Origin of the sequence: Sinomonas terrae (assembly GCF_022539255.1) — a bacterium.
Lineage (GTDB): Bacteria > Actinomycetota > Actinomycetes > Actinomycetales > Micrococcaceae > Sinomonas > Sinomonas terrae.
In genome coordinates this window covers 3490971-3516927 of sequence record NZ_JAKZBV010000001.1, presented here as the reverse complement: position 1 = coordinate 3516927, position 25957 = coordinate 3490971, and the positions used below count along the sequence as shown (strand labels likewise).

Genomic DNA, 25957 nt, shown 5'->3' with positions numbered 1-25957 from the left:
TGACCGTGGGAACCTACGAAGAGCTCCAAGCCGAGCTGCAGGAGCGGATGCCCGCGCTCGCTCCTGGCCAGCGGCGCATCGCTACAGTCCTGCTCTCCGATCCAGAAGGCACGGCCCTTCGTAGCATCGCCGAAACCGCCAAGGTCGCGGGGGTCAACCAGTCGTCGCTGGTCAGGTTCGCCACGATGCTCGGCTTGAAGGGGTACCCGGCCCTCGTGCGCCTCTGCCGCGACCACCTCTCGGGTCAGGTCAACCTTGTCTCGCGCTTCGAGCGCGCCCAGCAGCACACTGGGCAGGGATCCCTCTTCAGCGCCGTTCTCGAGCACGAGAAGGACAACCTCACTCGAAGCTACGCGAGAATCGATCAGGCGGACTGGGACAACGCAGTCAGAACTATCGCCGAAGCCCCGGCCGTCTACGTCATGGGACTGCGGAAGTGCGCCCCCATCGCCCAGCTGCTGAGCTACCTGCTGAAACTTGTCCGCCGTCATGTGGAGCAGATCTCCCCAGCTGCGGGCATGTTCGTCGACCAGCTCCGCGACCTCGATCCCGAGGGGGCGTTCGTGGCCGTCTCGATCCGCCGCTACACGGCCGATACCGTGCACGCCCTCCAGCACGCCAAGGACCGCGGCCTCGCGACGATCGCGTTCACCGACGACCCGGCGTCGCCCTTGGCCCGCCTCGCGGACATCACGTTCTATTTGGAAACCGAAGGCGTCACCATCCTCCGGTCCCTCTCGGTATTCACCTCAGTCGCTCAGACTCTGGCCACCGCGGTGGCACTTCATCTCGGCACCCAGAGCCGCCAAGAGCTCTTGGTCGACGAGCAGCTGCTGGCGGACTTCCACGTCTACTACGAGGACTGAACGCGCCACGTGCGCGACCTCCGGCCGTCGCCGGATACGGCTGCCGCGCCCTCGGCGTCGAGGGCGCGGCAGCGTGTGGTGTCATTCAGAGGGAGCTGCGTCTGCCGCTTCCAGGGGTCCTGCTTGGGCCATGGCGGGCGCGGGATCGGCGGCGCCCTTCCTGGCCTTTTGATGGACGACGCCGGCCGTGGCAGCAATCGCGGTGTGACGAGGGCTGTCAGAGCAAGCGGCGTGCGCGACGTCGGGGACAGCGCCATACCGCCGACGATGACCGCCAGCACCGCCACCACCAGATAGGACAGATGCGGGTGGCCCCACATCCTGACCTTGAGCGCGCGGACCTCTTCCGGGGTCTTGCGCCGCCGGGACACGATGTGCGTCACGCTGATGGTCAGGTATACGACGACCGCGACCGAGCCCGAGGACGTGATGAGGAACGTGAAGACGGTTCCGGTCGGCAGGAAGTAGTTTGCGATCACGGCCAGGAAGCCTGCGCTCGAGGCTGCGAGCACAGCGGTAACCGGCACTCCCGAACGCCCCGTCCGGGAGAGTGCCCTCGGCCCCTCGCCGCGGCGCGAGAGCGAGAACAGCATCCTGGACGAGGAATAGATGCCCGAATTGAGGCACGAGAGGACGGCGGTGAGGACGACGAGGTTCATGACCGTCTGTGCCCCCGGGATCCCGAGCAGGTTCAGAACCGCGGCGTAGGGGCTCTTCGTGACCTCGGCAGCGTTAGACGGCAGGAGAGTCACCACCACGAGGATCGACCCGACGTAGAAGATGATGATGCGCCACGCTACGCTGCGCATGCTCTTGCGAACTGCAGTGGTCGGATCCTTGGCCTCACCCGCGGCGACGGTGACCAGTTCCGTACCGAAGTAGGAGAAGAACACGGTCAGCGTTGCAAGAAGCACCGGCGTTGCCCCGTGCGGGAAGAGACCTCCGCGCCCGAGGAGGTTGGCGGCCCCGGGGGAAGCGAAGTGCGGAAGCAGGCCGATGGCGGCGGCAAGCCCGATCACGATGAAGAGGACGATCGCCGCGACCTTGACCATGGAGAACCAGAACTCGAAGCGGGCGAACGAGGTCACGGCGGCCAGATTCACCCCGGTCAGGATGAGCATGAAGGCCAAGGCGTAGAGCCAGGTGGGCACGCCCGGGACGATCTGGGCGGCGATAGCGGCGCCGGCGATTGCCTCGAAGGCGACTGTGATGCACCAGTGGAACGAGTACAGCCATCCGACGGCAAGGCCAGCCCACGAACCGAGTTCCCGGGAGGCATAGGTCGAGAACGAGCCTGTCTCCGGGCTCGCGGTCGCAAGCTCAGCGAGCATCTGCATGACCAGGATGACGATGAGGCCGACGAACAGGTAGACGAAGACGACTCCCGGGCCGGCGGAGGAGATCACGCTTCCGCTTCCGACGAAAAGGCCAGCGCCGATGACGCCCCCGATGCCGATCATCGTCAGCTGGCGCGTGTTGATCGAGTGCTTCAGGTCTTGGGACCCGAACAGTGATGCAGCCATGTGGCCCTTCCGGTCATAGGGATGTGACGCAGCTAACGCCCTCGGCAATAGAACAGCAAAACCCGCCTCTACGCAAGTAAACTTGCCTATCTATGTATATCTGCACTTTTGGCTGCGTCGGCCCCGGGCGGTTGTTTCACCTGGTCCGGCGAAGGGTAAGAAATGCGGGTTCAGGGTGCCGCACGACTGGAGCCGCCGCCGAAACTGGAGAACAGGGACAGGAACAAGGGACATCGTTGATGACCTCCAAGAGTCAGATCCGGCCCGGGGCCGCCAACTTGCTCTCGGCAGTCGGGAGGCGGCGAGCCTCCGACGCCGGGCGTGCATCTGGGGAGCCGGCGGCCGTGCCTGCGAGCCGCCCGTCGGGATCGAAGCGCCCACCCCGGCGCTCCCGTCCGCTCCGGAACGCCGCGATCGCCATGGGAGTCGTCATCGCTCTCGTTGTGGCTGGTTCGGTCCTGACTGCTCTGGCGCTGCGGTCCGCGCTCGGCATGGACAAGGTCACCGACTACTCAGGTCCCGGCACGGGTGAGGTTGTGGTCACGGTCCCGCCGGGCACCGGCACTCTGGAAGTGGCGCAGGAACTGCAGCAGGACGGCGTCGTCGCGGACGCCAATACCTTCGTTCAGGCCTTTGCTGATGCCAACGGGAAGATCCATCCGGGTGATTTCACGTTCAAGAAGCAGATGAAGTCCTCGGATGCGGCGTCGATCCTGGCGGGGAACACGGCTCCGGTGATCTACTTCGCGCTCAGCGCGGGCATGCGGGTCACGGACTCGCTGGCGACGATCGCGCAGGCGGCAGGGCTGAACCCGAACGACCTGAACGCGCTGAACAGCCAGCCGCAGCAGTTCGGCCTTCCGCCGCAGGCGAAGAGCCTGGAGGGCTATCTGGCGCCGGGGGAGTACAAGTTGCCGGTGGGGACCTCGGCGAAGGACATCGTTTCGAAGCTGGTCTCGACCACGCTGGACGAGCTCAAGGCCGACGGCATCACGGACCCGACCAAGCAGTACCAGGACCTGATCGTGGCGAGCATCGTCCAGGCCGAGGGCGGGCGGGCCGACTACGGCAACGTCGCCGGCGCCATCTACAACCGGCTCAAGCCCAACGACCAGACCAACGGGCTCGTCCAGTCCGACGCGACGGTCACGTACGGGCTGGGGACCAAGACGGTCCAGCTCACGGACGCGCAGAAGGCCGATGCGAGCAACCCTTACAACACGTACGTGCACCCGGGGCTCCCGCCCGGGCCGATCGGCTCGCCGGGGGCGAAGGCGGTCGCGGCGGCGGCGCATCCGACGGCGAACAACTACCTCTACTGGGTCACGGTCAACCTCGACACGGGCGAGACGAAGTTCGCCTCGACCTACGCCGAGCATCAGGCGAACGTCGCCCAGTACCAGCAGTGGTGCACCGCCAATCCCGGGAAGTGCCAGTGACCACCACCCCGAGCGTTGGCTGGACCTGTCGCTCGCCGTCGCGCAGAACAGCTCTGCCGACTGAGTGGACCGCGATGGCGACAAGGCTGCGTTTCTGATACAACTTTTTTTCATAACAGCACCTATGGTTACCACTGCAGGTCTGGCAGAGAGGCGATCGTATGGATGCGAAGCAGCAGATCAGAGAGAGATCCTTCCCGCTGTTCGCTCAGAGGGGCACTCGCAGTGTGGGTGTCGATGAGCTGATCGAGGTCTCGGGAGTGGCCAAGGCCACCTTCTACAAGCACTTCCGTTCGAAGGACGAGCTCGTTCTCGATTTCTTGGACCAGATGTACGAGCGGCGCAGGGCGGCCATCGAGGACGCCGTGCGCGCCCGGGGATCAGGGCCTGACGCCATGGTCGCCGTCTTCGACGTCCTCGAGGGATTCTGGGCGGGGAGTCTCCCTTTTGGGGCTTCGTTCGTCCATGTCCTGATCGAGTCCGGCCCCCAGAGCCCCGCCGGGCGGGCCTGCGCCAGCTATATAGAGCACTTCCGTCTCGGGTTCGCCGGGATGGCGGAGAGGGCCGGGCTCCTCGATCCGGCGGAGTTTGCGCGGGACCTGCAGTTCATCATCAAGGCCGCTCTGGTTTCCGCGGTCGAAGGGGACGTGGACGGACTGGCCAGAGGCAGGCGCATGGCCGAGCGGCTCATCGCTTTCTACCGCCCTTCTGAGCGTGAAGAAGCCCGGCTCTCGGCGAACCCGTGAACGCTCGCCCCTGTAGGGTCGAAGGCGGGAGAGGCAAGCACCGGGAGGGTAAGTGGCAGCGCTGATCGTCAACCCGATCAAGCAGGGGGCTGAGGAGATCAGGGCCCTGTTCGAGGCACACTGTGCTGAACGGGGCGCCGAGCCTATCGTCCTGGAAACCTCGGCCGAGGATCCGGGTGGAGGTATGGCCCGTGAGGCACTCGAAGGAGGCGCCGACTCCCTGGTGGTCGCCGGAGGCGACGGGACAGTGCGGGCAGTGGCGGGTGAGCTCGCGGGAACAGGCATCCCCCTCGGGGTGGTGCCTCTCGGCACGGGAAATCTCCTGGCCCGGAATCTGGGCATTCCCGTCAATGCTCACGAGGATGCGTTCGCTGTGGCGCTGTCCGGTCAGGAGCGGCTTATCGACGTCGCGTGGGCGGCCGCGGACGACGACGAAGAGCTCGCCTTCGTCGTGATGGCGGGAATGGGCCTGAACGCGACGGTCATGGCGAACACGAGTGATGACCTCAAGGCCAAGGCCGGGTGGCTCGCCTACGTCGTCTCGGCAGGGCAGAGCATCGTGGGCGACTCGTATCGGATGCGTGTCGATGTAGACGGCCGCCTCGCCGTCGAACGGCGGCAACGGGGAGTCATGGTGGGCAACTGCGGGCGGATTCAGGGCAACGTCGAGGTCTTCCCAGGCGCCCAGCCCGATGACGGGATCCTGGATGTCCTCGCCGTGGCACCCCAAGGAGTTCTGGGTTGGTTCCGGGTGGCAGGCACCCTCCTGAGCCGATTCCGGCGTCATTCCCCACCGGATCTGGGCCACTTCAGGGGCACGAGGGTACGGATCGAAGCGAGCCGCCCGCACGACATCCAGCTCGACGGGGACCATCTGGGGGAGAGCAAGGTCCTCTCCATCCGCGTCGATTCGGACGCGCTCAGGGTGCGCGTGCCGCGCTGACGCCGCCTCAAGCGCCCTAAGCGGTTGCGGAGGTGGGAAGGTAGCCTCCGCGCCGTCGTCGGACCTACGATCCCAACTGAAGGAAGAAGGCTAGCCATGCCCCTCAAAGACCAGCTCCAGGCTGACGTTGTGAAGCACATGAAGGACGGCGACAGGGTCGCCCTCCAGACCGTCCGCAACGTTCTCGGCGAGATCGAGACTCGCGAGAAGTCGGGCAAGACCCCCATTGCTCTGGACGACGCGCAAGTCACGTCCCTGCTCCAGAAGGAGGCGGCCAAGCGTCGCGAGACCGCCGCCATCTACAACGAGGCGGGCGAGCACGACCGCGCCGACCGGGAGCTGGCCGAGGCGATGGTGATCGAGGCCTACCTGCCAAAGGCCCTCTCCCGCGAAGAGGTCGAGGCGATCGTCGACAACGTCATCGCGGGCCTCAGGGAAGCCGGCCTCGAGCTGACCATGCGTCAGATGGGGCAGGTAATGAAGCCCGTCACGGCAGAGATCGCCGGCCGATTCGACGGCAAGACGGCGAGCGATATCGTCCGCGCGAAGCTCTCCTGATGACCGAGCTCGCCTGAGCATCCGCTACGGCAAACACGTCAACCCTTGATGGGACGTGCCCCCAGTGCAACGGTGGACCCCATGGGACGGCTCATAGTTCAGGAAACGATCAGCGCGGATGGCTTTGCGGCGGACCCGGAGGGGAGGACTTCGTTCATGGAGCCCTTCATCGGAGGCTCCGCTGAAGGCTTCGCCAGACGGCAGAGCGAACTCATCGAGGGGCTCTCGGGAATGGTCATGGGGGCTCGCACCTACGAGGGCTTCAGCGCCTTCTGGCCCACGGACGCCTCCGCTGGCGAGTTGCTGGCCCCGGCGCTCAACTCTCTGCGCCGGTACGTCTTCTCGCACTCTCATGCCGAGGCGCCCTGGGGCGATCTCGGAAGCTGCGAGGTGGTCTCCGGGGACACGGGCGAGGCGATCCGGCGCATCAAGGCGGAGTCCGAGGGCGACATCGGGTGCTGGGGGAGCCTGAACCTGGTGCGGGAACTCCTCGACCTAGGCGAGGTGGACGAACTGCGGCTCGTCGTCGCTCCGTCGATGATCGGGCAAGGGCGGCGGTTCGGTTCGGGCGGCCCGGTGCAGCTTTCGCTGCGGGAAGCGACCACGTACGACGACGCGCTGGTCGAGATGGTCTATGACCTGCGGTCTGCTGAATAGGGCAGGGCGTCCAAGCAGCCATCTATTCGCTGTCGCTCCCGTGACCGAAACTGTCAAGGCGAATTAGGACCAAAGTCCTTCCCTGCGCCACCGGGACGATCACTAAGTTGAGACTCGCACCGGGGGCAGATCATTCTCCTGGCGCTATTCAGATTGTTTCTGGGGGAGGTCTCGAGATGGCAGAAGGCTGCAGTGCGCCCATGGATGCTCAGTTCGCAGTGGGACAGAGCGTGGTTTTTCGCCGCGGCGTGAAGGACCCGTTCTTCAGCCAAGTGCGGGTGGTCGAGGGGGACACCGGCGAAATCGTCCATCTGCTCCCGGACCTGAGCCCGGAGGCGGTTGTGGTGAAGCTCGAGACACCTCGCGTCCAGGGGTTCAGCCGAGTGGTTGTGCCGCGAGAACTTCTCCAACTTGCCCCGGCGCGGGCCCTTGAAGCGCGGGCCCTTGAAGACTGCGAGACCGATGCAGCCGAGGTGGTGGCGGCCGCCGAGGCGGTGGTGCGGGAGGCGGTTTCGGCGGTCGTTCCGACTGCCGGGACTAGGCCAGCTCCCTGAGCAGGGTCTGAAGGCGGTCGAGCGCTGAGTAGGCCTGGGTTGGCAGGCCCAAGGTGATGGCGCGGGTGCTGGGGTCGAGTGCCTCTCCGGTACGCACGGGCACATCCGGCGCCAACGCTCCCTCTCTCGTGACGCCGGCGACCGTTCGCGCGAAGTCGGCTACCTTGGCGATCTCGGCGGCCAGTTCGTCCTCCGCGGCTCGCAGCTTGCGTACCGCATGGCTGAGCGAACGCGCCGTCGCCACCACGTTGGCAACCAGCGTGAGGCGGCGCCGGACCGCACGCGGCCGGTTCTCCCAGATCTGATAGCGGGTGAGGGGCTCGCCGACGAGTATGAGCCGGCGCAGCTGATTGTCCGCGGCGATGACGCGCTCGTCGATCGCGTCGCTCGTGACGGAAGCGGGATCGAGGGTGCGCTCGTACAGCGTGTCGAGCAGTTCGGCAGTCGCCGCGACGACCGAGTTCTGGGCCGCCTTGATGGTGTCGCGAGTGCTCACTGGCGTCACGACGAGGGCGACGACGATGCCGACGGCGGCGCCGGCCGCAGTCTCGCCGAGGCGCAGCAGCAGGAGCTGGTCGGAAAACTCGCCGAGAATGGCATACAGCTCGCTGAGCATGATCGTGAGGAAGAAGATCATGTACGCGTAGGAGATGCGCATCAGATAGTTGCCGCAGAAGATGCTCGCCACGATCACAGCCAGAGCGACGAAGACGTGCCCATTGGTGAGGTGCGCGACGAGGACGCCTGCGACAAGACCGGTGAGGGTCCCGAGCACCCGCAGCAGCGATTTCCGGATCGTGTCGAAGCGGGTCCCGGTTCCTGCAAAGGAGACGAACGCCGCGATGACCGCCCAGTAGTAGCGCTGTCCGCTGATGAGGCTGCCTACCAGGATCGCGAGGGTCCCGGCCACCGCGACCTGCACGGCCTGCCTTGTCGCGAACTGCAGCCGGGTGAGTGGATTCCAACTGCCGCCGCGGGGGTCGACGTCCGAGGCCACGCTCGGCATCCCCGGCAGCTGGCCGAGGACGAGCCCAGCCGCGGGGACAAACTCGGGTTCGTTCTCCTGCACGGCGCGGCTCAACGCGGGTCGGTTCGGGACCGACGTGACAACGCTGAATCCCCGCTGAAGGTCGGCGGCCGCGGCCTGCACCTCTCGAGGTGCCTCGGAGGCCAGTTCGGGGAGGCTTGCAGCGACCTCACGGGCTCGAGCGAGATTCGCGTTGGCGAGCGCGCCGAGGGCGTCGATCGCGGTGCGACGCACGGCCGGGCCGGCGTTGGCGGCGGCGAGCTGGCGGGCTCCGACTGTCAGGCGGTCGAAACCGAGCTGCAGTTCGAGCAGCCGGGCCCGCAGCGTGGACGCCGTCCAGCCCTCGGGCAGCGCTGGGGCGTGTGCGGCCCAACCGTCGCTCATCAGCGCAGCCTCGGTCACGCGTGCTCGGGCGCGAAAGACGGCCAAGGAGGCGCGATCGGCAGCCGTACTCCCCGGCTCGGCCTCGATCAGCGCGATGCAGGCGCGCGCGAGGCCGCGTTGGCGCGCGTTCATGCTTCGGAACACGGCAGCCAGAGTGCGCCGCGGGTGGCGCCGGAACACGGTGCAGCTCAGCAGCAGCACGACCGCGGAAGCGACGACGATGGCGATGAGCATGGCAGGGAGCGCACCGAGGGTCGTCTTGAGGAAGGATGCGAAGAAGTAGCCGTTCCAGAGCATGAAGCCGTAGAAGAAGTAGGCCAGCCCGAACCGGCGCACCCATACGGCGAGGAACATGACGACGACGAAGCCGACGAGCGAGGCCAGCTGGCTCGGCGCAAGCAGGGTGCCGGAGGCGAGACCGGCGCCCATGGCGACCGGGAAGTACGCCGCCGTGATCGCGTTGGCTTTGATGCGGTGGTCGACGAGGGCGTTGGTTCCGATCATCGCCACGACGCTGCTGAGCAGCATGAAGACGACGGTGCCCTGCGCACCCGCGTGAAGCAGCACGGCGAGTCCGTAGCCGACGAGCATGCATGCGGCCACGTTGCCGGCCCCCGCGAGACCGAGCTGGAGCCTGCCGAGCCCGGGGTCGGAGGCGACGGCGATGTCGGCAGCCCGGCGGAGAAGACTTGGCCGGGAAACCATGACACCTCTCCCTTGCATCCGCCGCGGTATTGCCTCAGGCAGCGCCCCGTGGGGACACCGGGCACTAGCCTATCTCCCATAGCGGCTGATGCTGATGGTCGGGGGTATGCCGCGCCAGGGGCCTAGAGTTGGCTGAGTGGATCGCCCGGAAGGAGCCGAGTTGTGGAGATTCCGGAGCGATGGGCAACCGCGATCCGTTCGGCAGGGTTCCATTCAGTCAGCGCGCTGGCGAACGAGGCGAGGCTGTCCACGAACCAGGTCCTAGCGGTCGTCTCGGGCGAAGAAGCGCCCACCGGCGATCCCCGGAGAAGCCTCGCGGCGGCCATGGGTCTCAGCGGCATGGAGCTCGATGAGCTCGTGGGCGCGGCAGAGGACGAGCCGGACCCGTTCGTCCTGCCGGAAGGCTCGGAGAAGCTCACACCCCGGCAGCGCGCCGTCGTGAGCGAGCTGATCCTGACATTCCTCGAGGCCAACCGGGCGTCCGCCCAGCGGGAGCCGGGAATCGCCTAACGGGGGTTCGTTCTACCAGCGCGGGTGGACGGACTCGCGGAAGTACTTCTCGTAGATCCGGCGCACCCCGCCGTCGAACTCCGGGCCAAGCCGGTCCACCGCGTTGGCAGCTGCCGCATTCGCCTTCGCCTGGCCGGCGTTCCTCGCCCCGGGGATCACCGTCGTGACCCCGGGCTGGGAGATGATCCACGCCAAGGCGGCCTGAGCGGTTGTCACGCCCTCGGGGACGAGCTCCTGGAACTCGGCGACCGCATCGAGGCCCCGCTCGAAGTCGACTCCCGAAAACGTCTCGCCCACGTCGAAGGCCGAGCCGTCGCGATTGTAGTTTCGGTGGTCGTGTTCCGAGAATTTGGTGTCCCGGCTGTATTTCCCGCTGAGCAGGCCGGACGCCAGCGGTACACGCACCACGATGCCGACGCCGGCATCCTTCGCGGCGGGGAGGACCTTCTCCTGCGGCTTGAGCCGGAAGGGGTTGAAGATGATCTGGACCGAAGCCACGTTCGGCCGTGCGATCGCGGTCAGCGCCTCGTCGGCGGTCTCCACGCTCACGCCGTAGCTGCGCATCACGCCCTCATCGACGAGCTGGTCGAGGGCGTCGAAGACCCGGTCGTCGGAGTAGACGGGGGTCGGCGGGCAGTGAAGCTGGACCAAGTCGAGGGTGTCGCGTCCGAGGTTGCCCCGCGAGCGGTCGAGCCACCCGCGGAAGTTGTCCAGAGTGTAGTTCTCGGGAACCTGCGGAACTCGGCGTCCCATCTTGGTCGCCACCATGACCCCGGCATCGGGATGGGCCCTGAGCCACTCGCCGATGATCTGCTCGCTGCGGCCGTCACCATAGACGTCGGCGGTGTCGAAGAACGTCACCCCTGACTCGGCGGCGGCATCGAGGACCTGCATAGCCTCGGCCTTGCCGACGTCGCCCCAGTCCGACCCCAACTGCCATGTTCCCAAACCAATGGCGGACACCTTTCGGCCGGTCCGCCCCAGCACGCGCTCTTCCATGGTCATCGACTATAGGCTCTTCCTGCTCGCGGTCTGATGGGTTCCTATGCGTTTTCGGACGTGAGGTCGAGGAGACTCTTGATCGTGTCTCCCTCTTCGCCGTTCATGAACAGCTCGGGAAGCTCGGTCAGCGGGACGTGCCGGTCGACGAGCTCCGAGGGGACGACGATGCGGTTCGCACTGAGCCGTTGGGCTCGGTCCATCCATCGCATGACGTCGGCCGGATTGCGGTGGTGGAGGCTCAGGACGCGAAGGGCTCGGTAATTCCAGCTCTCCATGTCAACGCTCCTGAGCCCCTTCCCGGATTGGTGGTAACCGAGGATCCCGAGCGTCCCCGCGATCTCGACGAGGCCGCTCGCCAGCTCCAGGCCCGCGGCGGAGCCCGTGGCTTCGACGACGAGGGAGTTGTTCGCGATCATGCTCTCGGGGACTTCGTCAGGTGCCAACACGGATTCCGCGCCCCAGCGGACGGCGAGGTCGCGGGTCCGCTTCCGAGGTTCGATCACGGTCACGGGGAGGCCGCGGCACGCCATGAGGCGCAGGGCGAGCAGACCCATGAAGCCGGCCCCTACGAGGACGACGCGCGGTGTGCTCGCGAGATCGAGCATCTCGACGCCGCCGATGGCGCAGGCCAGAGGCTCCGACAGGGCAGCATCGGCCAGGGAACAGCCGGAGTGAAGCGGGACGATCCGGTCCGATGGCACCTGGACCTCGGTGGCGTACCCGTCGCTGATGTAGGCGGCCACCCTGGCTCCTTCGGGCAGCTCCGGATCATCGCTCTCGCTGATGATGCCCGAAACCTCGTGTCCGAGGCGTGCGGGGAAGGAACCCTGGCCCTCCCTGACGAGGGCGGTATCCGAGTGGCAGATCCCCACATAGGCCACGCGTACCCGCGCGTGGCCCGGTGCGAGCGGGAGTCGGGGACCCTGATCCAGCCGCACGCTTCCGCGGCCGACGGCGGTGAGGTAGTCGACGAGCTCGGAGTCCCCGGGTGCGTTCTCGGTGGTCGTCATTCGTGCCTCCTCCTCGCTCAGATGCGTCGGCTCCCCATGAAAGGTATATCGATATTTACTGTTGCTGCAAGGTCTGATGGGCAGCGACAACGGGGGCTTCGCGAGAGGTTGACCATCCGGGTGCCCCGTGGTCTCCTGAAAGGCACGGCCGCGATCGCGGCCGGTTTCCAAACCCTGCAAAGGTAAGGAGTGGCCATGGTCAATGTCGACCGCCGGAACACGGTTCGCCGTCTGAATCGAGAAGACCCTTCGGAGGACTTCCGCGAGGGGCCAGAAGAAAAGGCTTGGGACGAGGAAGACGGCCTCTTCGACAACGAGGAAATCGTCGTCACCGGATAGGAACGACTCGCCAGATTGCGGGGGTTCTCAGGCGCCGCGGGGAGACAACTCCCTGCGGCGCCTTCTTAGAAGCAGCGCCGCCCGCCCGATGATGAGGGCATTGAGCGCGAGGCCGACCGCCTGTAGACCGATCGAGCCCGTGCTGATCATGTAGAGCACGGTGAGGACGAAAGCGATTCCCGAGACCACGATCGCCGCGATCAGTGGCGCGGCGGAGGTGGTCCCACGAGCGACGACGTTCCAGATCCCGATCACTGCGTAGCCGAGGGCCAGCACGCCGAAGGTCACGATGATCGCAATCGCCATGGCCATCGCACTCTGCGGCACGGAGCCCCCATCGGCCTCAATCGCCCTCGTCGCGCTCACGACCGCGACGATGTTCGTGAAGGCGTAGAAGCCGGAAGCCAGCGCGAGGACGAGCGAGCTGATCCCCAGGGTGAGGCGCCACCGGCGGGACTTCTCCGCATCTTCAGGGGAGAACTGCGCCGGCTTCAACTGGGCTGGCTTCGACTGGGCTGGCTTCGACTGGGCTGGCTTCGACAACTGGGGGGAAGACTCAGGGCCCGGCTGCGGAGGCCACGGACGAGGGCTCGGTTGCTCGCTCATGCGGAATGCTCCTTCTCGGCTCGCCGGAGCACCTCCTGCGCCCCCACCAGCCCGAGCATACTCGGGGAGGCGCCGTCGTCGGCCGGTTGCCCGCCGATTCGCCTCGCCGTCACAGCAACTGTCGCGTAGGGCATCGTGAGCCTGCCGTCCAGCGCGTCGATCGCCGTGTCAGTGACCCTGCGGGACATCCGGGACTGGTGGGCCGATGAGGTTCGGTGGCGGGGGATCGAAGGGGCCGTGGTCGTAGAAGCCGAGCACCTTCTGCATGTAGTACGCCCACTGGGGCCCCGCGATGTACGCGCCGTCGATCGCGGGCCAGAACCTGCCGTTGACCGTCACGTTGCGGCCCAGGTGGTCCGCCGGATCGCGGAGCGCCTCCCCGAAGTACGACGCCGTGGAGAGGCCGCGCGTGTAGCCGATGAGCCAGGTCTCGCTGTTGTACTGGTCGGTGCCGGTCTTCGCCGCGTCCGGGACGCCGAGGTAGATCGTGTGCCCCGCGTTGTCCTTGATGTTGTAGCCGGAGCCCTTCGTGAGGACGTCTTGGAGGACGTTGGTGACTGCCTTGGCCACGTCCGGCCTCAGCGCATTCGGCCGGCACGACTGCGCCTGGCCGCCGATCTTCTTGCCCTGGCCATCGGTCACGCTCGTGATCGAGATCGGCACGCAGTACGTGCCGTTGCTCGCGAACGTCGCGTACGCGTTCGCCATCGTGAGGGGAGCGACGTTCATGCCGCCGAGCAGGTCGCCGAGAGTCGACATGTCGATCATCGTGCCGTGGCCGCCGCCGTCCTCCATGCCCAGCGAATCCGCCGCGCGCTGGATGTCGCAGAAGTCGTTCAGGCCTGCGGCAGTGGCGAAGAGGGCGGTGTTGATCGATTGGTAGACGCCTTCGCGAACGGACATCGGCTCGTACCAGCCGGGCTCGTCGTTCTGCAGGTCGGGCGCCGTGCCGAGGCCGACGGTGGCGTCGTCGTACGCGCCCGTGACTTTGCTGCAGGTATCACGCCACGGGTAGTTGAGCGGATACACGCGGCGGGACGCGTCGACGAAGGTGTTCGTCGTCTTCCCCTCGGTGAGCCACGCGGCGAGCGTGATCGGCTTCATCGAGGACCCGGGCTGCATGCCGCCCGCCCCGCCGAGGTCGTTGCCGTGCGTGTCGGTCTTGTCGACATTGAAGTTGTAGCTTGTGACAAAGTTCAAGCCCTGCCCGGGAAGCATGCGCGTGTTCTGGGCCATCGAGAGGATCTTGCCCGTTCCAGGCTGAACCGTGACGATCGAGGTTCCCCACTTGTCGGGATTGGCGCCCGCCGTCGCATCGACCTGGGCTTGAGCGGGTCCCTGCAGGCGGGGATCCAGCGTCGTCGTGATGGTGAGGCCGGAGCGCATGACCGTCTGGAGCCGGTCTGCCGGTGTCGCGCCGTAGGTCGGGTCGTTGAGGACCTCGTGCAGCACGTAGTCGCAGAAGTACTGCGCCTGCGACGCGTACGCGCAGCCTTGCTTCGGTGGATTCAGCTTGAGCTGGAGCGGGGTCTTGACGGCATCGTCGTGCTGCTTCTGATTGATGTAGCCGTGCTCGAGCATCGCGTCGAGCACGAGGTTCCGCCGGCTGATCGCGTTGGCTGGGTAGGCCGTCGGGTCGTAGACCGAAGGCCCGTTCACGAGGCCGGCAAGCAGCGCCGCCTGAGGCAGGGTGAGGTCCTTGGCGTGGACCGAGAAGAAATACTCGCTCGCGGCCTCGACGCCGTACGCATTGTTATTAAAGAACACGAGGTTCAGATAGCCCTGGAGGATCTGATCCTTCGTGTACTTCTGCTCGAGCGCGATCGCGAGCTTCATTTCGCGCAGTTTGTCCCCAATGGTCTTCTGGCCATTGAGGACGACGTCGGTGCTCCCACCTTGGGCGATCACGTTCTCCTTGAGAACGTTCGAGACATACTGCTGCGTCAGCGTGGACGCCCCCTGCCGGTCGCCCCGGAAGTCGGCGATGATGGCGCGGAGGATCCCCGTCGTGTCGATTCCGCCGTGCTCGTAGAACCGGTAGTCCTCGACCGCCACGATTGCGTCCTTGATGTTCGGGGACATCTGGTCGAGAGACACCGAGGTGCGGTTCTCGTCGAAGAGGCTCGCGATGGGGGAGCCGTCCGCCGCGAGGATCTTCGTCACCTGGTCCGGAGGCGTCACGGTCAGCTGGCTCGGGAGGCTGTCGAAGAACTGGACGGAGCCGTTGGTTGCGGCCCACGTGACGGCCGCGGCGGGGGCCATGAGGGCCGCCGCGAGCACCCCGCAGACCGCGCTGACGAGGAGGAAGGCGAACAGCTTCCCCAATCCCTTTGCCGCGTCGGAGGCAAAGCCCATGGCACGGATTATAGGAGCGGAGGCCGTGCGGCCAAGGGCATCCGAACATCACAATGAGGGCCAAAATGTCACAATCTGGATGCGGATTTGATGTCCGGGCAGCGGCGGTCCAAGAGTCAGCGGGAGTCAGCGACGCCGCCCGGTCCACTCGAGCAGGCGCTCGAGCGGCCAAGTCGTCACGATCCTGTCCGCCGGAACCCCATTCGCCGCCGCCCGCGCAGCACCATAGTGCAGGAAGTCGAGCTGGCCCGGGGCATGGGCGTCACTGTCGATGCTGAAGAGGCATCCGGCGTCGAGCGCGCGCTGGATGAGGTCGTCGGGCGGATCCTGCCGCTCAGGGCGGGAATTGATCTCCACTGCGACCCCATTCTCGGCACACGCGGCGAAGACCCGTGCCGCATCGAATTCGGATTCGGGGCGGCTGCCTCGCGAGCCCGTGACGAGCCGCCCCGTGCAGTGGCCGAGCACGTCCGTATGCGGGTCCTCGATGCCGCCGAGCATCCGACGCGTCATGACCCGCGCCTCCGAGCGAAGTTTCGAGTGGACACTGGCGACGACGACGTCGAGGCGATCCAGCATCTCGGGCTCCTGGTCGAGCGTCCCGTTCTCGAGGATGTCCACCTCGATCCCTGCGAGCAGGCGGAAGCCATCTCCGGACCCGTCGTTGCAGTGGTCCACGAGGTCCAGTTGCTGTGAGAGGCGTTCGGGGCTCAGCCCGTTCGCGATCGTGAGGTTCGGGGAGTGGTCTGTCAGCGCGAGGTACTCCCGGCCCAGGATGCGCGCAGCCTGCACCATCGTCTCAATGGGGGAGCCGCCGTCCGACCAGTCGCTGTGGCTGTGCAGGTCTCCTTTGAGGAGCGAGTGCAGCTCGCCACCCCTGGGGTCCAACGGCTGCTTGGCCCGCTCGCGCAGCGCTTCGAGGTAATCGGGGACCTCGCCCTCGGTCGCCTGACGGATCACCTCAAACGTCCGGTCTCCGATCCCCTTCATGCGCCGGAGGCGACCGTCCCGCGCTCGGGCCGCTACGTCGTCGTCCGCTAGGCCCGAAATTGCGGCGGCGGCATTGCGGAACGCCTTGACCTTGAAGCTTGGCGCGAGCTCCCGCTCGAGCCAGAAGGCGATCTCGTTGAGGGCATCGACTGGATCCATGTCCTCATATTGCCCGCCACGCGGGTGAGTTGATCGTTTGGCACTGTCGCAGCCCCACATTAGGCTTACGTCTAGGACGGCGTGGGATCCGGCCGCATGAGCGGCCACGGCGCTGCCCGGGAAAGGCAGCACCATGGCTACAGGCACCGTCAAGTGGTTCAACAGCGAGAAGGGCTACGGCTTCATCGCCCCCGATGACGGCTCGGCGGATCTGTTCGCCCACTACACGCAGATCGAAGGCCGCGGCTTCAAGAACCTCGAAGAGGGCCAGAAGGTCGAGTACGAAGTCGGCCAGGGCCAGAAGGGCCCGCAGGCGCAGAGCATTCGCCCTCTCTGACGAGAGCGCAGGTGAAGGAGGGATCCCCGAAGGGGAATCCCTCCTTTTCCGTGACCTCTTTTCGCGGATTTCTCCCCGATTCTCCCCCGATTTCTCCCCGGTTTTCCCCGTTTTCTCCCAGGCTCTCCCCAGCTGAGGTCTTTGCAAGGCTTTCCGCAGCTTCAGCCGAATTCCGGCGGGCTGCGTCCAACCTTCCCCTAGCGTCGATGAAGGGAAACTTGCAGCAGTGCGAGCTTCCACATTTCTCGACCCGAAGGGGGCGTTACCCATCAGGAAGCTGCTCTCCGCCGTCGGCCTCGCGCTGCTTGTCGCAGTCGGGCTCTTCGCCGGTTCCAGCGCCGCTACCGCGGCACCATCAGCACAAGCTCTCGAACACTCGGCCAAAGTGTGTTCGCTTCCCGCCGCAGGGCAAGCGGCGTGCACGGCGCGCATCGTGACCGATGCGAAGGGCCATACGCTCACGACGACGGCGCCTCCCGCCACCGCGCTCACGCCAGCCCAGCTGCAGAGCGCGTACAAGCTCACCGGCACCGCCTCTGGCGGGCGCACGGTCGCGATCGTCGACGCCTACGGCTACCCGAACCTCGCGAACGACCTCGCGAACTACCGCAAGCAGTTCGGCCTCCCCTCGTGCACAACGAGCACTGGCTGCCTGCGCGTCCTCAACGAGACGGGCGGCACCAGGCCCCCGGCCTTCAACCTCGGCTGGGCCCAGGAACAGGCCCTCGACGTCGACGCAGTCTCAGCCGCGTGCCCCGACTGCAAGATCGTGGTCGTCCAGGCCTCCTCGACCTCGTTCGCCGACCTCGGCACGGCCGAGCAGACGGCCGCGAAGCAGCCCGGCGTCGTCGCCATCTCCAACAGCTACGGTGGCTCTGACGCCTCCGATGCGACCTACGGGAAGTACTACAACTTTCCCGGCATCGCCGTCACCGCGAGCGCGGGGGACAGCGGCTACCAGGGCGCTGCCTACCCCGCGACCTCGAGCTACGTGACCGCTGTCGGCGGCACGTCCCTCGTGAAGTCCTCCACCACGCGTGGTTGGTCGGAGAGCGTCTGGAGCGGAACCGGCTCGGGCTGTTCGTCCTACAACACGGCGCTCGCGGCGGCCGCGACAGCGGGCACCGGTTGCGCGAAGCGGGCGATGAACGACGTCGCAGCCGTCGCCGATCCGAACAACGGCGGCCTGGCGGTCCTCTACCCGACCTCGAGCACGGCCTCCTCGTGGGGCCAGTTCGGCGGAACGAGCGAGGCCTCGCCCATCATCGCCTCCGTGTACGCGTTGTCCGGCAATACCGGGTCGAAGACGAGCGGGATCTACGCGAACAGCATCCCGTACGCTCACACGGCGTCGCTCTTCGACGTGACCTCCGGCAGCAACGGCACCTGCACGACGACCCAGTGGTGCACGGCTCGTGCCGGGTGGGACGGCCCGACGGGTCTCGGGACCCCGAACGGTATTGGCGCGTTCTAGAAGTTGGCGCGTTCTAGAAGTTGGCGGGTTCTAGACGGTATGCAGTGACCGCCCTTGCGTGGGTGGTTGCGGGCCGGGGCCTCGCTCACGCAGATTCGTGGGTTACCGAGCAGAGTCCCCTGCTCGGCCTATCCGACATGCGTGGGAGGTCCCGAATCTTCTATGTCGCGTCAAGCTGCTGCGAGTGCGTCGCGGTGGAGTGCGTTGAGGGTGCGGTAGAGGTGGCGGGCGAGGTATCTCTTGAGGCAGCGACGGATCTCGCGTGTGGTTCTGCCTTCGGCTGTGCGTCGTTCGGCGTAGGCACGGCTGTCGGGATCGTGGACCATTCGGGTGATGGTGGCCATGTGCAGGGCCCGGTTGAGGCGTCTGTCGCCTCCTCGGTTGAGCCGGTATCGGACGATGTTCCCGGAAGAAGCCGGGACGGGGCTGACCCCGGCAAGAGTGGCGAAAGCGGCCTCGGAGCGGACCCTCCCGAGGTGTGACCAGGCGGTGTAGACCACGGCGGCGGTGACCGGTCCTATGCCGGTCATCTCCAGCAGGGGCGCGGCGGGGCTAGCCTTGACGAGCTCGGATGTGCAGTGCTGGTTGTCCGCGAGCTCCTCGTCCAGAACGCGGATTCGTTTGGCAAGGCGGACCGCCTCCGTCCGGGCGGTGGCAGCCGCGACGCCCTCTTCCCGTGCCCGCCATCGCGCCATCTCCGTGACCTGGGTGGCTGAGAGGGGCCGGCGGGCGTCGATCCCGAGGTCGACGGTCCGGGCCAGGGCAGTGAGTGCGTTGACCTTGGCCGTGCGCTCGAGCGTCATCTGCTCCCTTGCCGCGATGAGCACTCGCAGGGCAGCGCGCACGCCCTCATCCTGGCGTGGGATACGCAGGCGGGTGCCCTCGAGCGGGAGGGCTGCGGCCGCGATCGCGGCCGCGTCCAGCGGATCGGATTTCCCTGTGGTGGTTCGTGAGCGAACGTAGCCCCTGGGGGCTTCCACAGCCTCGAAGCCGGCCTTCACGACTGCCGCTGCGAGCTGGGCTCCATAGCTGCCGATTCCCTCGATGACCCAGAGTGCGTCTGCGTCTCCTCCCGTGCGGCGGGCCGCCCAGTCGAGGGCCCTCCGCATGCCCGCCGCGGTGGCCGGGAATTGCTGGCAGCCGAGCTGTTCACCGGTCGCCGCGCGGACCATGGCAAGGGTGTGGGTGCGGGCGTGGGTGTCCACGCCGATGACGAACGGGCGCGTCTGTGCGACAGTAGTCTTCGCGGCCACGGGGTTCCTTCCTCGAGTAGGGGCAGATGCTTCTGGCCGCGGCGCGGCCGGCGTCGGCCCGGGTGAAGGTCACTCCGAGGCATTCCTGTGATGGGCCACGGCCCCGCAGGGGTCGGGCAGTCTTCTGATCAAGCCATCGGTGTGGGCCGGGCGGGCGCCGGGCACCAACCCCCATGGCTGGACAATTCGGGGCGAAGGCCCATGAAGGGGCCAGTGTTCATTCGAGTCACAGCCGAGGAGAAGGCGTCCAGCACCTACCCTGCCAGCCGGTCCCGGACCAGCCGCTCCAAGACTCACAGGTGTTCATTGAGCGTACGAGTGTTGGGCTGGATGTGCACGCCCACTCGATCGCGGCGGCAGCGATCGACGGCGTCACGGGTGAGTTGGTCCAGGCCAGAATGGCCCCGTCTTTCGAGGTTGTGAAGTCATGTGTCAGCGGCCATGAGATTCTCCCCATTGGCGGCCAGATAGTTCCCCGCTGACGGCCAGTTCTTTCTCCCCGTCCACGGCCAGTTGTTCTCCCCGGGTGCGGGATTCCTTCCGCCGGTCGTGGTGATGATCGCGGATGAAGAGCAACGAGGAGATCATGGAGATTCTTGAGGCGTATGACCTCACCGGCAGCTACCGTGCCGCAGCGGAGCTCGCGGGGTGTGACCATCACACGGTGGCCAGGTATGTGAAGCTGCGGGCTGCCGGAGGGCCGGATCGCGAGAAGGGGCAGCGGGCCAGGCCGATCGACGGGTTCCTGCCGAAGATCGAAGAACTCGTCGAGCGCTCGGGAGGCCGGGTCCGGGCGGATGTGGTCCATGAGCGGCTGGTCGCGATGGGGTTCACCGGCGCGGAGAGGACCACGAGGCGCACGGTCGCGGAGGCCAAGGCGCAGTTCGCGGCGGGGCGGCGGCGCGTGTTCCGCCCCTGGATCGTCGAGCCTGGGCTGTGGCTGCAGTGGGACTACGGATGGGGGCCGAGGATCGGGGGCCGGGCGACGCTGCTGTGGTGCGCGTGGCTGGCGTGGTCGCGGTTCCGCGTCGTGATCCCGATCTGGGACAAGAGCCTGCCGACGGTCGTGGCGTGCATGGATGCCACGCTGCGCAGGATGGGCGGGGTCCCGGCGTTCGCGCTGACCGACAACGAGCGCACCGTGACCGCCGACCACATCGCCAGGGTCGCGGTGCGCAACCCGCAGATCGTGGAGATGGGCCGCCACTACGGGATGACCGTGCGCACCTGCGTTCCCGCCGACCCGCAGTCCAAGGGCGGCTCGGAGTCCACGGTGCGGATCTCGAAGGCGGATCTGGTGCCCACGGCGGCGAACCTGCTCGAGGAGTACCGCACCTTCGGGCAGTTGGAGAAGGCGTGCCACGATTTCTGCGACGAGGTCAACGCCCGCCCGCACCGGGAGACACGGCAGGCGCCGGCGGCGATGCTCGCTGCGGAGCGGGAGCGGCTGCATCTGCTTCCGAAGGCGCCGTTCACGGTGGTGTTCGGGACCACCCGCCGGGTGAACTGGGACGCGACCGTGTCGATGAACGGGGTCCGGTACTCGGTCCCGCACGAGCTGGCCAACACCAGGGTCTGGGTGCGCGAGGCGGGCGAGGAGGTCATCGTCACTTCCGTGGCCGAGCGCGGGGAGGCCCGCGAGGTGGCCCGGCATGCGACCGGGCGTCCCGGGACCCCAGTCCTGGACGACGCGCACTACCCGCCCCGGGCGGATGAGGCCGCGGACCGCCAGCCCAGGGCGACCACCCCGGAGGAGGCAGCGTTCCTGATGCTCGGCGCGGGTGCCAAGGCGTGGCTGGTCGAGGCCGCCGCCGCGGGAGCCAGGCGGATCCGGGCGAAGATGGCCGAGGCCGTTGCGTTCGCCAAGCTCTACGGCACCGACCAGGTCGACCGGGCCCTGGGCACGGCCGCGACGACGGGCAGGTTCGCCGACAGGGACCTGGTCTCGATCCTGGGCTACCAGGCCGGGCTCGCCCACGTGGAGCCCTCCCGGGCCTCCGAGGCCCATTCCCTCCAGCCGGGCACGGGCGGCTGGGGCCGCCTCGATGGCTCAGAGCCCGCCGCCGCCGACATGACGGGCGAGGAGGAGGACCGGTGACGATCACAACGATGCAGACCGTGGTCGCCCGCGCCCACGGCGACCCGCTGGCCGAGGCCCTGGAGCTGACCCGCCGGCTGAAGCTGCCCCACATGCGCAAGGCGCTCACGGACCTGATCCCCACGGCGAAGGCCCAGCGCTGGGACCCGGCCGAGCTCGTGCGGGTCCTGCTCGCGGAGGAAGTCGCCGGCCGCGACCGCGCCAACCTGATCACCCGCCGCAAATCCGCCGGCTTCCCGGCAGGGAAGACCTTCGGCGACTGGGACGAGGAGCTCTCCCCGATCCCGCGCCCGACCCAGGAAGCACTCAAGTCCCTCGAATGGGTCCGCCGGCGGGAGAATCTCGCGATCTACGGGCCGTCGGGGACTGGGAAGTCGCACTTCTGCGAGGCGCTCGGCCACGCGGCAGTCGAGGCCGGCATGATCGTGTCCTGGTTCGGGATCGAGGATCTCGGCGCCCTGGTGCGCAAGCACCGCGCCGACGACTCCATCGCCCGGGCCCTGACCAGGGTCGTGCGCAGCGATCTGATCATCGTGGACGACATAGGCCTGCTCCCGGTCTCCCCAGACGCCGCCGAGGGGTTCTACCGCCTCGTGGACGCCGCCTACGAGCGCCGGGCGATGGCGGTCAGCTCGAACCTCGCCCCGGCCGGATTCGACGAGATCATGCCCAAGACCATCGCGACCGCGACGGTGGACAGGTTCATGCACCACGCCCACCGGGTCGAGACCAAGGGCGAGTCCTACCGCCTCGCCCAAGCCGCCTCCGGCAAGGGGGTGACGCCCTTCCGCTGACCCGACAGACAGTCCAAACCCGAACCGGGGAATCAACTGGCCATACGTGGGGAGGAAAGATGGCCGCCACCGGGGACAACAACTGGCCGTCCACGGGGAAAACCAACTGGCCGTTGACAGTCATGGCTGGGAGGGCTTTCCGGCCCGGTCGCCGTAGTCTACGAGGCCGGCCCAACGGGGTTCGGACTTGCGAGGGCCTTGACCTCACAGGGAGTCAGGTGCGTGGTCGCCGCGCCGTCGAAGCTCCAGCGGCCATCGGGAGACCGGGTCAAGACCGATGCAAGGGACGCGGTGCACCTGGCGCGGCTGCTGCGCTTAGACGAGGTAACTGCGGTCGCGGTCCCGACCGTAGGCCAGGAGTCGGCGCGCGATCTGGTCCGGGCCAGGGAGGACTGCCGAGGCGATCTGATGCGTGCCAGGCACCGGCTTTCCAAGCTCCTCCTGCGCCACGGGATCGTCTACGAGGGTGGGGACGCCTGGACAGGAAAGCACGACGTCTGGCTGCGCCGCGAGGCTCTCGCGCTGCTGGAGTCGAGGGCGACACGGGCGGCCTTCGACTCCGACTATGAGGCCGTCCTGTCGGTCAAGGCACGCAGGGACCGCCTTGATGCGGCGATCGAGGAGCTGGCGGCCGATTCGGAGTTCACCCCCATCGTGCGGCGCCTGGGGTGCCTACGTGGTGTCAGCACCCTGACCGGGTTCGCCCTTGCGGTGGAGATCGGCGACTGGGGGAGGTTCACCGGGGCCACGATCGGCTCCTTCGTCGGGCTCGTCCCCTCCGAGCACTCCTCGGGCGGCTCCCGCGCCCAAGGCCCGGTCACCAAAGCCGGCAACTCCCACGCCCGCAGGCTGCTTGTCGAGGCAGCCTGGCACCACCGCGCCCACTACAGCATCGGAAAGAGGATGCAGGATCGCTGGGACCTCGCCCCCGCAGCCGCCAGGGCCCGGGGCGATGCGGGCAATCGGCGCCTGCACGCCCGCTGGGTCAAGTTCCTCAAGCGCAGCAAGCGGCCCACCGTCGCCAACGCCGCAATAGCACGCGAGCTGGCAGGCTGGTGCTGGTCCCTAGCCGTCATGGACGACTGAGCTTCGCAGACCGCTTCGCCGAGGATGGGGAATGACGGCAGCGCGTGGAGCTACCCGCGTCCGTTCTATGAGCAGGCCTCCCGGGCCGACGCTCGACTTCTAGACCCGCGGAACAGCTCCAGCCGAACCACCGCCCTGCGGTAGCCAACCCGCGCATATCAGTCTGACCGCGCGTCGCCGAACGACACGCTCGCCACCCCCCACCTAGCGAAGCACAGAGGTGCCGCCGGGGACCTCCTTCCCGACGGCACCTCACCATGCCCACTTGACAGAACACCGCTCAATATCAGAACGGAACGGTGTTCTGGAACGGAATGGCTGTTCCGCGTGGCTTGGCCGAAGCTGGGTAGCGGACCAGCATGCTGCAGCCCTTCATCGCTTCTCTGCTGGAACAGGCCGTCACCTCTCCTGAGGACCCCCTGCTAGCAGGCGAGGGCACTTCCGTCGCTGAGGGGGACCGCTGCGAGTCGATCTTCGGCCTCTACGCGGCGGGAGTGCCGCTGAGCGAGATCGCCCATATCCTCGGCTGCAGCGTTCTGACAGCCCAGGACGATATTGAGCAGGCGCGCGGCAGACGGCCAGTCCTCGAGAACCAGGACGATCGCGTGGCCTGGGAGCTGCACCGGGCGGTGGTGGACAAGCTGCGTGAGGACCCAGCGCCTGTCGTCGCCGCCGCCCGGGCTCGCCTCAAGCTGCTGCGCGGGGACGACGGCGGCCAGCCGGACGACGGCGGGCGGCCCGGGCAGCTTGCCGATCAGCTCGGGGAGTGGGAGCGGCTGCTCGAGGGGGACGTGGAGTCGCTCATCGACTCGATGCTTGCCCCGGGCGAGCAGGGTGCTCAGCTGCGGCGGGCGACGCCGTTCGCGGAGGTCCTGACAGCCGATGAGCGGCTCGCCGCAATGCGCAAGGCCTCGGTTCCCGCGCCTCTCTGATTGCCTGCGCGTCTGTGATTTGTTCGGGCTTCCAGGCATTGCTGCTGCCCTCGTGGTCGCTGTGCTCGGCTGGCGGGGCTCCCAGCAGCGCCGTCCAGGCCATGGCCTTCAACGCGGACCTCAGCCCGCCGTCGTCGACCGTCAATGCGGCGATGGGCCGGTAGCTGATCATTCCTGCCTCCCTGAGTCCAGTGGTTCTAGTTCCACTGTCCTCGGCCCGGGTGTCTGTGGGCTTTGGGAAGGCTTTCAGCTGGCTGTGGGCCGGTTGCTGTGCGCGCCTCTTCTAGGAAGGCGGCTCTTCTAAGAAGGCGGGAAACGGCGTGGTTGGCGCCTGCGTCGCCGCGAAAGCCACCGACGGCGTGGGACGTGGTGCTCCGAAGGGCCGGCGGTGGCCGCCCTCAGGGGAGGCGGGAGGGCCGCGGCCATCGCCTCGAAAGGTGCGACCACCCCGGACTTCAGGAGGTCTCTCACAACCGGACACGGCCAAGGCTCGCCGCAGCCCTCGCAAGGGTCGCCGACACGAGCGCTGGAGGGCCGGTGGCTCTCCGCGGCCGGCTCCCAGACTTCCGCCTCTACGGACGCCCGCAGCGACCCGCCGCGCTTCGCGGCGTCGAGCCGCGCAAGGATCTCCTCATAGATGTGCTCTGCCAGCAGCGCGTCCATGACCGCCCCTTACCCGTGTCGGAGGAGCAGTCACATCATTCGGGAGTGTCGCCTTGGCCCTCGTCTTCCTCGGACTCTGCTGCCCCTGGCTCCGCTTCTTCGGTTCCCCCCGTGGTCCCGTGCTCCACTGCGGCCTGGACCTCGGGACTGTCAGTGTCATCGGGGAAGGGCTCGGTCTGGCGAAAGTCCTCGACGTGGCCCGGACGGCCGCTGCGGACGGTGCCCTGGTCCTCGTGCTTCATCTCGTCGTCCAGCTGCGGGCCGTGCTTGTTGCTGCCGCGCTCGATCATGACGCTCTCCTTCCACTTGGGCTGTTCACGTCCTCGTGGGTTACCCGCCCCGGGCGTCGCCAAGCGGGGTCAGACCTCCCGTTGGCCGAGCCGCGTGGGGCGTGGACCCATGAGCCTCGCGGAGAGCGGGTCGGCGGGGTCGAGAGATTCGAGGAAGTGGCGCAGACGTAAGGCGCTCGCGAGCTCCGCCTCCGGATCCGCCCCTGCAGGCGGGTCGACCGGGCCGGCCTGCAGAGCCAGCATCCCCTCCCGCTCCTCGACCTCGAGTTCGAGGGCTTCAATGGGCGCGATCCGCCGGGCGAGGGCGACGGCGCGAGCGACATGCGGCGGAATGCGCTCCGCGACGATGGCCGCGTGGTGTTCGAGATCGGGGAGCCGCTGCCGTTCGACGGCCCAGTGCGAGAGGGCGCGGAGCACCTGGTCCTCGTCCGCCTCGCCGAGCTGGACCTCCACAACGTGCCGTGCGCCGTCGTCCGGGCTGGCGAGGAGGACGGCGAAGCGATCGGGTTCGGGGCGCTCCACCACGCGTTCGACGACGGGAGCGCGCATGCCGACGGCGACGAGCGCGGGCGTTTGCTCGATGTGCTGGAGGAGCGTCGTCGCATCCAACTGCGGAGGTGTCCTGTCCACGGGGCGATCCTATGCTGCCGCGGCCCG

26 protein-coding genes and 1 pseudogene are annotated in these 25957 nt (G+C 67.4%); 16 read left to right on the top strand and 11 right to left on the bottom strand.

Going from position 1 to position 25957, the window contains the following annotated elements; genetic code table 11:
• The first annotated feature begins 5 nt into the window (after window positions 1–5).
• Window positions 6–866 (top strand): MurR/RpiR family transcriptional regulator, encoded by an 861-nt coding sequence (locus tag L0M17_RS16215; protein WP_241055335.1) that lies wholly within the window; start codon window positions 6–8, stop codon window positions 864–866.
• Here L0M17_RS16215 and L0M17_RS16210 read toward each other — a convergent pair.
• Window positions 854–2389: an amino acid permease gene (locus tag L0M17_RS16210; protein WP_241055333.1), complete on the bottom strand. Its 1536-nt coding sequence runs from the start codon at window positions 2387–2389 to the stop codon at window positions 854–856. The two genes, L0M17_RS16215 and L0M17_RS16210, sit on opposite strands and share 13 nt — an antisense overlap.
• A gap of 239 nt (window positions 2390–2628) precedes the next feature.
• Between L0M17_RS16210 and mltG the strand changes: the two genes are divergently transcribed.
• The 6 genes from mltG (at window position 2629) to L0M17_RS16180 (ending at window position 7286) form a co-directional block, all read left to right on the top strand.
• The gene (gene mltG, locus L0M17_RS16205; RefSeq protein ID WP_241055331.1) at window positions 2629–3828 is read left to right on the top strand and encodes an endolytic transglycosylase MltG; all 1200 of its coding nucleotides are present in this window, start codon (window positions 2629–2631) and stop codon (window positions 3826–3828) included.
• A 161-nt stretch (window positions 3829–3989) separates the two neighbouring features.
• Window positions 3990–4574 carry a TetR/AcrR family transcriptional regulator gene (locus L0M17_RS16200; RefSeq protein ID WP_241055329.1) on the top strand — a complete coding sequence of 195 codons (585 nt, stop codon included), beginning with the start codon at window positions 3990–3992 and terminating at the stop codon, window positions 4572–4574.
• A 52-nt stretch (window positions 4575–4626) separates the two neighbouring features.
• On the top strand, window positions 4627–5517 hold the full coding sequence (locus tag L0M17_RS16195; protein WP_241055326.1) for a diacylglycerol/lipid kinase family protein: 891 nt from the start codon (window positions 4627–4629) through the stop codon (window positions 5515–5517).
• Between the two features lie 96 nt (window positions 5518–5613).
• On the top strand, window positions 5614–6075 hold the full coding sequence (locus L0M17_RS16190; RefSeq protein WP_241055324.1) for a GatB/YqeY domain-containing protein: 462 nt from the start codon (window positions 5614–5616) through the stop codon (window positions 6073–6075).
• A 48-nt stretch (window positions 6076–6123) separates the two neighbouring features.
• Window positions 6124–6732: a dihydrofolate reductase family protein gene (locus L0M17_RS16185; protein ID WP_308196919.1), complete on the top strand. Its 609-nt coding sequence runs from the start codon at window positions 6124–6126 to the stop codon at window positions 6730–6732.
• Window positions 6733–6932: 200 nt separating this feature from the next.
• Complete coding sequence (locus L0M17_RS16180) at window positions 6933–7286, top strand: hypothetical protein (RefSeq protein ID WP_241055320.1); 354 nt, start codon at window positions 6933–6935, stop codon at window positions 7284–7286.
• Here L0M17_RS16180 and L0M17_RS16175 read toward each other — a convergent pair.
• A complete protein-coding gene (locus tag L0M17_RS16175; RefSeq protein ID WP_241055319.1) occupies window positions 7270–9402 on the bottom strand; it encodes an FUSC family protein in 2133 nt (710 codons plus the stop codon). The two genes, L0M17_RS16180 and L0M17_RS16175, sit on opposite strands and share 17 nt — an antisense overlap.
• 162 nt (window positions 9403–9564) lie before the next feature.
• On the opposite strand from L0M17_RS16175, the gene L0M17_RS16170 reads away from it, so the two are divergent.
• Complete coding sequence (locus L0M17_RS16170; protein WP_241055317.1) at window positions 9565–9912, top strand: hypothetical protein; 348 nt, start codon at window positions 9565–9567, stop codon at window positions 9910–9912.
• Between the two features lie 12 nt (window positions 9913–9924).
• Here L0M17_RS16170 and L0M17_RS16165 read toward each other — a convergent pair whose 3' ends face one another.
• Complete coding sequence (locus L0M17_RS16165; protein WP_241056483.1) at window positions 9925–10911, bottom strand: aldo/keto reductase; 987 nt, start codon at window positions 10909–10911, stop codon at window positions 9925–9927.
• A gap of 44 nt (window positions 10912–10955) precedes the next feature.
• Window positions 10956–11924 carry an alcohol dehydrogenase catalytic domain-containing protein gene (locus tag L0M17_RS16160; RefSeq protein ID WP_241055315.1) on the bottom strand — a complete coding sequence of 323 codons (969 nt, stop codon included), beginning with the start codon at window positions 11922–11924 and terminating at the stop codon, window positions 10956–10958.
• 195 nt (window positions 11925–12119) lie between these two features.
• On the opposite strand from L0M17_RS16160, the gene L0M17_RS16155 reads away from it, so the two are divergent.
• Window positions 12120–12263 (top strand): hypothetical protein, encoded by a 144-nt coding sequence (locus tag L0M17_RS16155; RefSeq protein WP_241055313.1) that lies wholly within the window; start codon window positions 12120–12122, stop codon window positions 12261–12263.
• A 27-nt stretch (window positions 12264–12290) separates the two neighbouring features.
• Here L0M17_RS16155 and L0M17_RS16150 read toward each other — a convergent pair whose 3' ends face one another.
• The 4 genes from L0M17_RS16150 to L0M17_RS16135 all read right to left on the bottom strand — a co-directional run bounded on the left by L0M17_RS16150 (window position 12291) and on the right by L0M17_RS16135 (window position 16373).
• Window positions 12291–12869, bottom strand: coding sequence for a DUF6264 family protein (locus L0M17_RS16150; RefSeq protein WP_241055311.1), 579 nt, complete (start codon window positions 12867–12869; stop codon window positions 12291–12293).
• Window positions 12866–13057, bottom strand: a complete 192-nt coding sequence (locus L0M17_RS16145) for a hypothetical protein (RefSeq protein ID WP_241055310.1) — start codon at window positions 13055–13057, stop codon at window positions 12866–12868. The genes L0M17_RS16150 and L0M17_RS16145 overlap by 4 nt, the downstream gene beginning before the upstream one ends.
• On the bottom strand, window positions 13038–15224 hold the full coding sequence (locus L0M17_RS16140) for a transglycosylase domain-containing protein (protein WP_241055308.1): 2187 nt from the start codon (window positions 15222–15224) through the stop codon (window positions 13038–13040). The genes L0M17_RS16145 and L0M17_RS16140 overlap by 20 nt, the downstream gene beginning before the upstream one ends.
• Before the next feature lie 126 nt (window positions 15225–15350).
• Entirely contained in the window at window positions 15351–16373 is a 1023-nt protein-coding gene (locus tag L0M17_RS16135) for a PHP domain-containing protein (RefSeq protein ID WP_241055306.1), read from the bottom strand.
• A gap of 133 nt (window positions 16374–16506) precedes the next feature.
• Here L0M17_RS16135 and L0M17_RS16130 point away from each other — a divergent pair, with 133 nt between their 5' ends.
• Both L0M17_RS16130 and L0M17_RS16125 read left to right on the top strand, forming a co-directional pair.
• Window positions 16507–16710, top strand: a complete 204-nt coding sequence (locus tag L0M17_RS16130; protein WP_043120608.1) for a cold-shock protein — start codon at window positions 16507–16509, stop codon at window positions 16708–16710.
• A 226-nt stretch (window positions 16711–16936) separates the two neighbouring features.
• Entirely contained in the window at window positions 16937–18184 is a 1248-nt protein-coding gene (locus L0M17_RS16125) for a S53 family peptidase (protein WP_241055304.1), read from the top strand.
• A 170-nt stretch (window positions 18185–18354) separates the two neighbouring features.
• On the opposite strand, the gene L0M17_RS16120 is transcribed toward L0M17_RS16125, so the two are convergent.
• Window positions 18355–19437 (bottom strand): IS110 family RNA-guided transposase, encoded by a 1083-nt coding sequence (locus L0M17_RS16120; protein ID WP_241050952.1) that lies wholly within the window; start codon window positions 19435–19437, stop codon window positions 18355–18357.
• Between the two features lie 565 nt (window positions 19438–20002).
• Here L0M17_RS16120 and istA point away from each other — a divergent pair.
• The 5 genes and pseudogenes from istA (at window position 20003) to L0M17_RS16095 (ending at window position 24511) form a co-directional block, all read left to right on the top strand.
• Complete coding sequence (gene istA / locus L0M17_RS16115) at window positions 20003–21535, top strand: IS21 family transposase (RefSeq protein WP_290427279.1); 1533 nt, start codon at window positions 20003–20005, stop codon at window positions 21533–21535.
• Window positions 21532–22329: an IS21-like element helper ATPase IstB gene (gene istB / locus L0M17_RS16110; RefSeq protein ID WP_308196793.1), complete on the top strand. Its 798-nt coding sequence runs from the start codon at window positions 21532–21534 to the stop codon at window positions 22327–22329. Before istA ends, istB begins: the two co-directional genes overlap by 4 nt.
• Before the next feature lie 120 nt (window positions 22330–22449).
• Window positions 22450–23415, top strand: a pseudogene (locus tag L0M17_RS16105) (IS110 family RNA-guided transposase); the annotation flags it as partial.
• A 359-nt stretch (window positions 23416–23774) separates the two neighbouring features.
• Window positions 23775–24347 (top strand): hypothetical protein, encoded by a 573-nt coding sequence (locus tag L0M17_RS16100; RefSeq protein WP_241055303.1) that lies wholly within the window; start codon window positions 23775–23777, stop codon window positions 24345–24347.
• A gap of 14 nt (window positions 24348–24361) precedes the next feature.
• Window positions 24362–24511, top strand: coding sequence for a hypothetical protein (locus L0M17_RS16095; RefSeq protein ID WP_241055301.1), 150 nt, complete (start codon window positions 24362–24364; stop codon window positions 24509–24511).
• A 534-nt stretch (window positions 24512–25045) separates the two neighbouring features.
• Here L0M17_RS16095 and L0M17_RS16090 read toward each other — a convergent pair.
• Window positions 25046–25300 (bottom strand): hypothetical protein, encoded by a 255-nt coding sequence (locus L0M17_RS16090; RefSeq protein WP_241055299.1) that lies wholly within the window; start codon window positions 25298–25300, stop codon window positions 25046–25048.
• A gap of 69 nt (window positions 25301–25369) precedes the next feature.
• Window positions 25370–25930 (bottom strand): hypothetical protein, encoded by a 561-nt coding sequence (locus tag L0M17_RS16085; protein WP_241055298.1) that lies wholly within the window; start codon window positions 25928–25930, stop codon window positions 25370–25372.
• Between the last annotated feature and the right edge of the window lie 27 nt (window positions 25931–25957).

What these genes read in the sequence shown, in the direction of transcription:
- L0M17_RS16150 (WP_241055311.1), bottom strand. Translation starts at nt 12,869, where the DNA reads ATGAGCGAGCAACCGAGCCCTCGTCCGTGGCCTCCGCAGCCGGGCCCT.
- L0M17_RS16165 (WP_241056483.1), bottom strand. Translation starts at nt 10,911, where the DNA reads ATGGAAGAGCGCGTGCTGGGGCGGACCGGCCGAAAGGTGTCCGCCATT.
- L0M17_RS16210 (WP_241055333.1), bottom strand. Translation starts at nt 2,389, where the DNA reads ATGGCTGCATCACTGTTCGGGTCCCAAGACCTGAAGCACTCGATCAAC.
- L0M17_RS16130 (WP_043120608.1), top strand. Translation starts at nt 16,507, where the DNA reads ATGGCTACAGGCACCGTCAAGTGGTTCAACAGCGAGAAGGGCTACGGC.
- mltG (WP_241055331.1), top strand. Translation starts at nt 2,629, where the DNA reads ATGACCTCCAAGAGTCAGATCCGGCCCGGGGCCGCCAACTTGCTCTCG.
- L0M17_RS16200 (WP_241055329.1), top strand. Translation starts at nt 3,990, where the DNA reads ATGGATGCGAAGCAGCAGATCAGAGAGAGATCCTTCCCGCTGTTCGCT.
- L0M17_RS16190 (WP_241055324.1), top strand. Translation starts at nt 5,614, where the DNA reads ATGCCCCTCAAAGACCAGCTCCAGGCTGACGTTGTGAAGCACATGAAG.
- L0M17_RS16145 (WP_241055310.1), bottom strand. Translation starts at nt 13,057, where the DNA reads ATGTCCCGCAGGGTCACTGACACGGCGATCGACGCGCTGGACGGCAGG.
- L0M17_RS16185 (WP_308196919.1), top strand. Translation starts at nt 6,124, where the DNA reads ATGGGACGTGCCCCCAGTGCAACGGTGGACCCCATGGGACGGCTCATA.
- L0M17_RS16180 (WP_241055320.1), top strand. Translation starts at nt 6,933, where the DNA reads ATGGATGCTCAGTTCGCAGTGGGACAGAGCGTGGTTTTTCGCCGCGGC.
- L0M17_RS16090 (WP_241055299.1), bottom strand. Translation starts at nt 25,300, where the DNA reads ATGATCGAGCGCGGCAGCAACAAGCACGGCCCGCAGCTGGACGACGAG.
- L0M17_RS16140 (WP_241055308.1), bottom strand. Translation starts at nt 15,224, where the DNA reads ATGGGCTTTGCCTCCGACGCGGCAAAGGGATTGGGGAAGCTGTTCGCC.
- L0M17_RS16160 (WP_241055315.1), bottom strand. Translation starts at nt 11,924, where the DNA reads ATGACGACCACCGAGAACGCACCCGGGGACTCCGAGCTCGTCGACTAC.
- istA (WP_290427279.1), top strand. Translation starts at nt 20,003, where the DNA reads ATGAAGAGCAACGAGGAGATCATGGAGATTCTTGAGGCGTATGACCTC.
- L0M17_RS16135 (WP_241055306.1), bottom strand. Translation starts at nt 16,373, where the DNA reads ATGGATCCAGTCGATGCCCTCAACGAGATCGCCTTCTGGCTCGAGCGG.
- L0M17_RS16175 (WP_241055319.1), bottom strand. Translation starts at nt 9,402, where the DNA reads ATGGTTTCCCGGCCAAGTCTTCTCCGCCGGGCTGCCGACATCGCCGTC.
- L0M17_RS16155 (WP_241055313.1), top strand. Translation starts at nt 12,120, where the DNA reads ATGGTCAATGTCGACCGCCGGAACACGGTTCGCCGTCTGAATCGAGAA.
- L0M17_RS16100 (WP_241055303.1), top strand. Translation starts at nt 23,775, where the DNA reads ATGCTGCAGCCCTTCATCGCTTCTCTGCTGGAACAGGCCGTCACCTCT.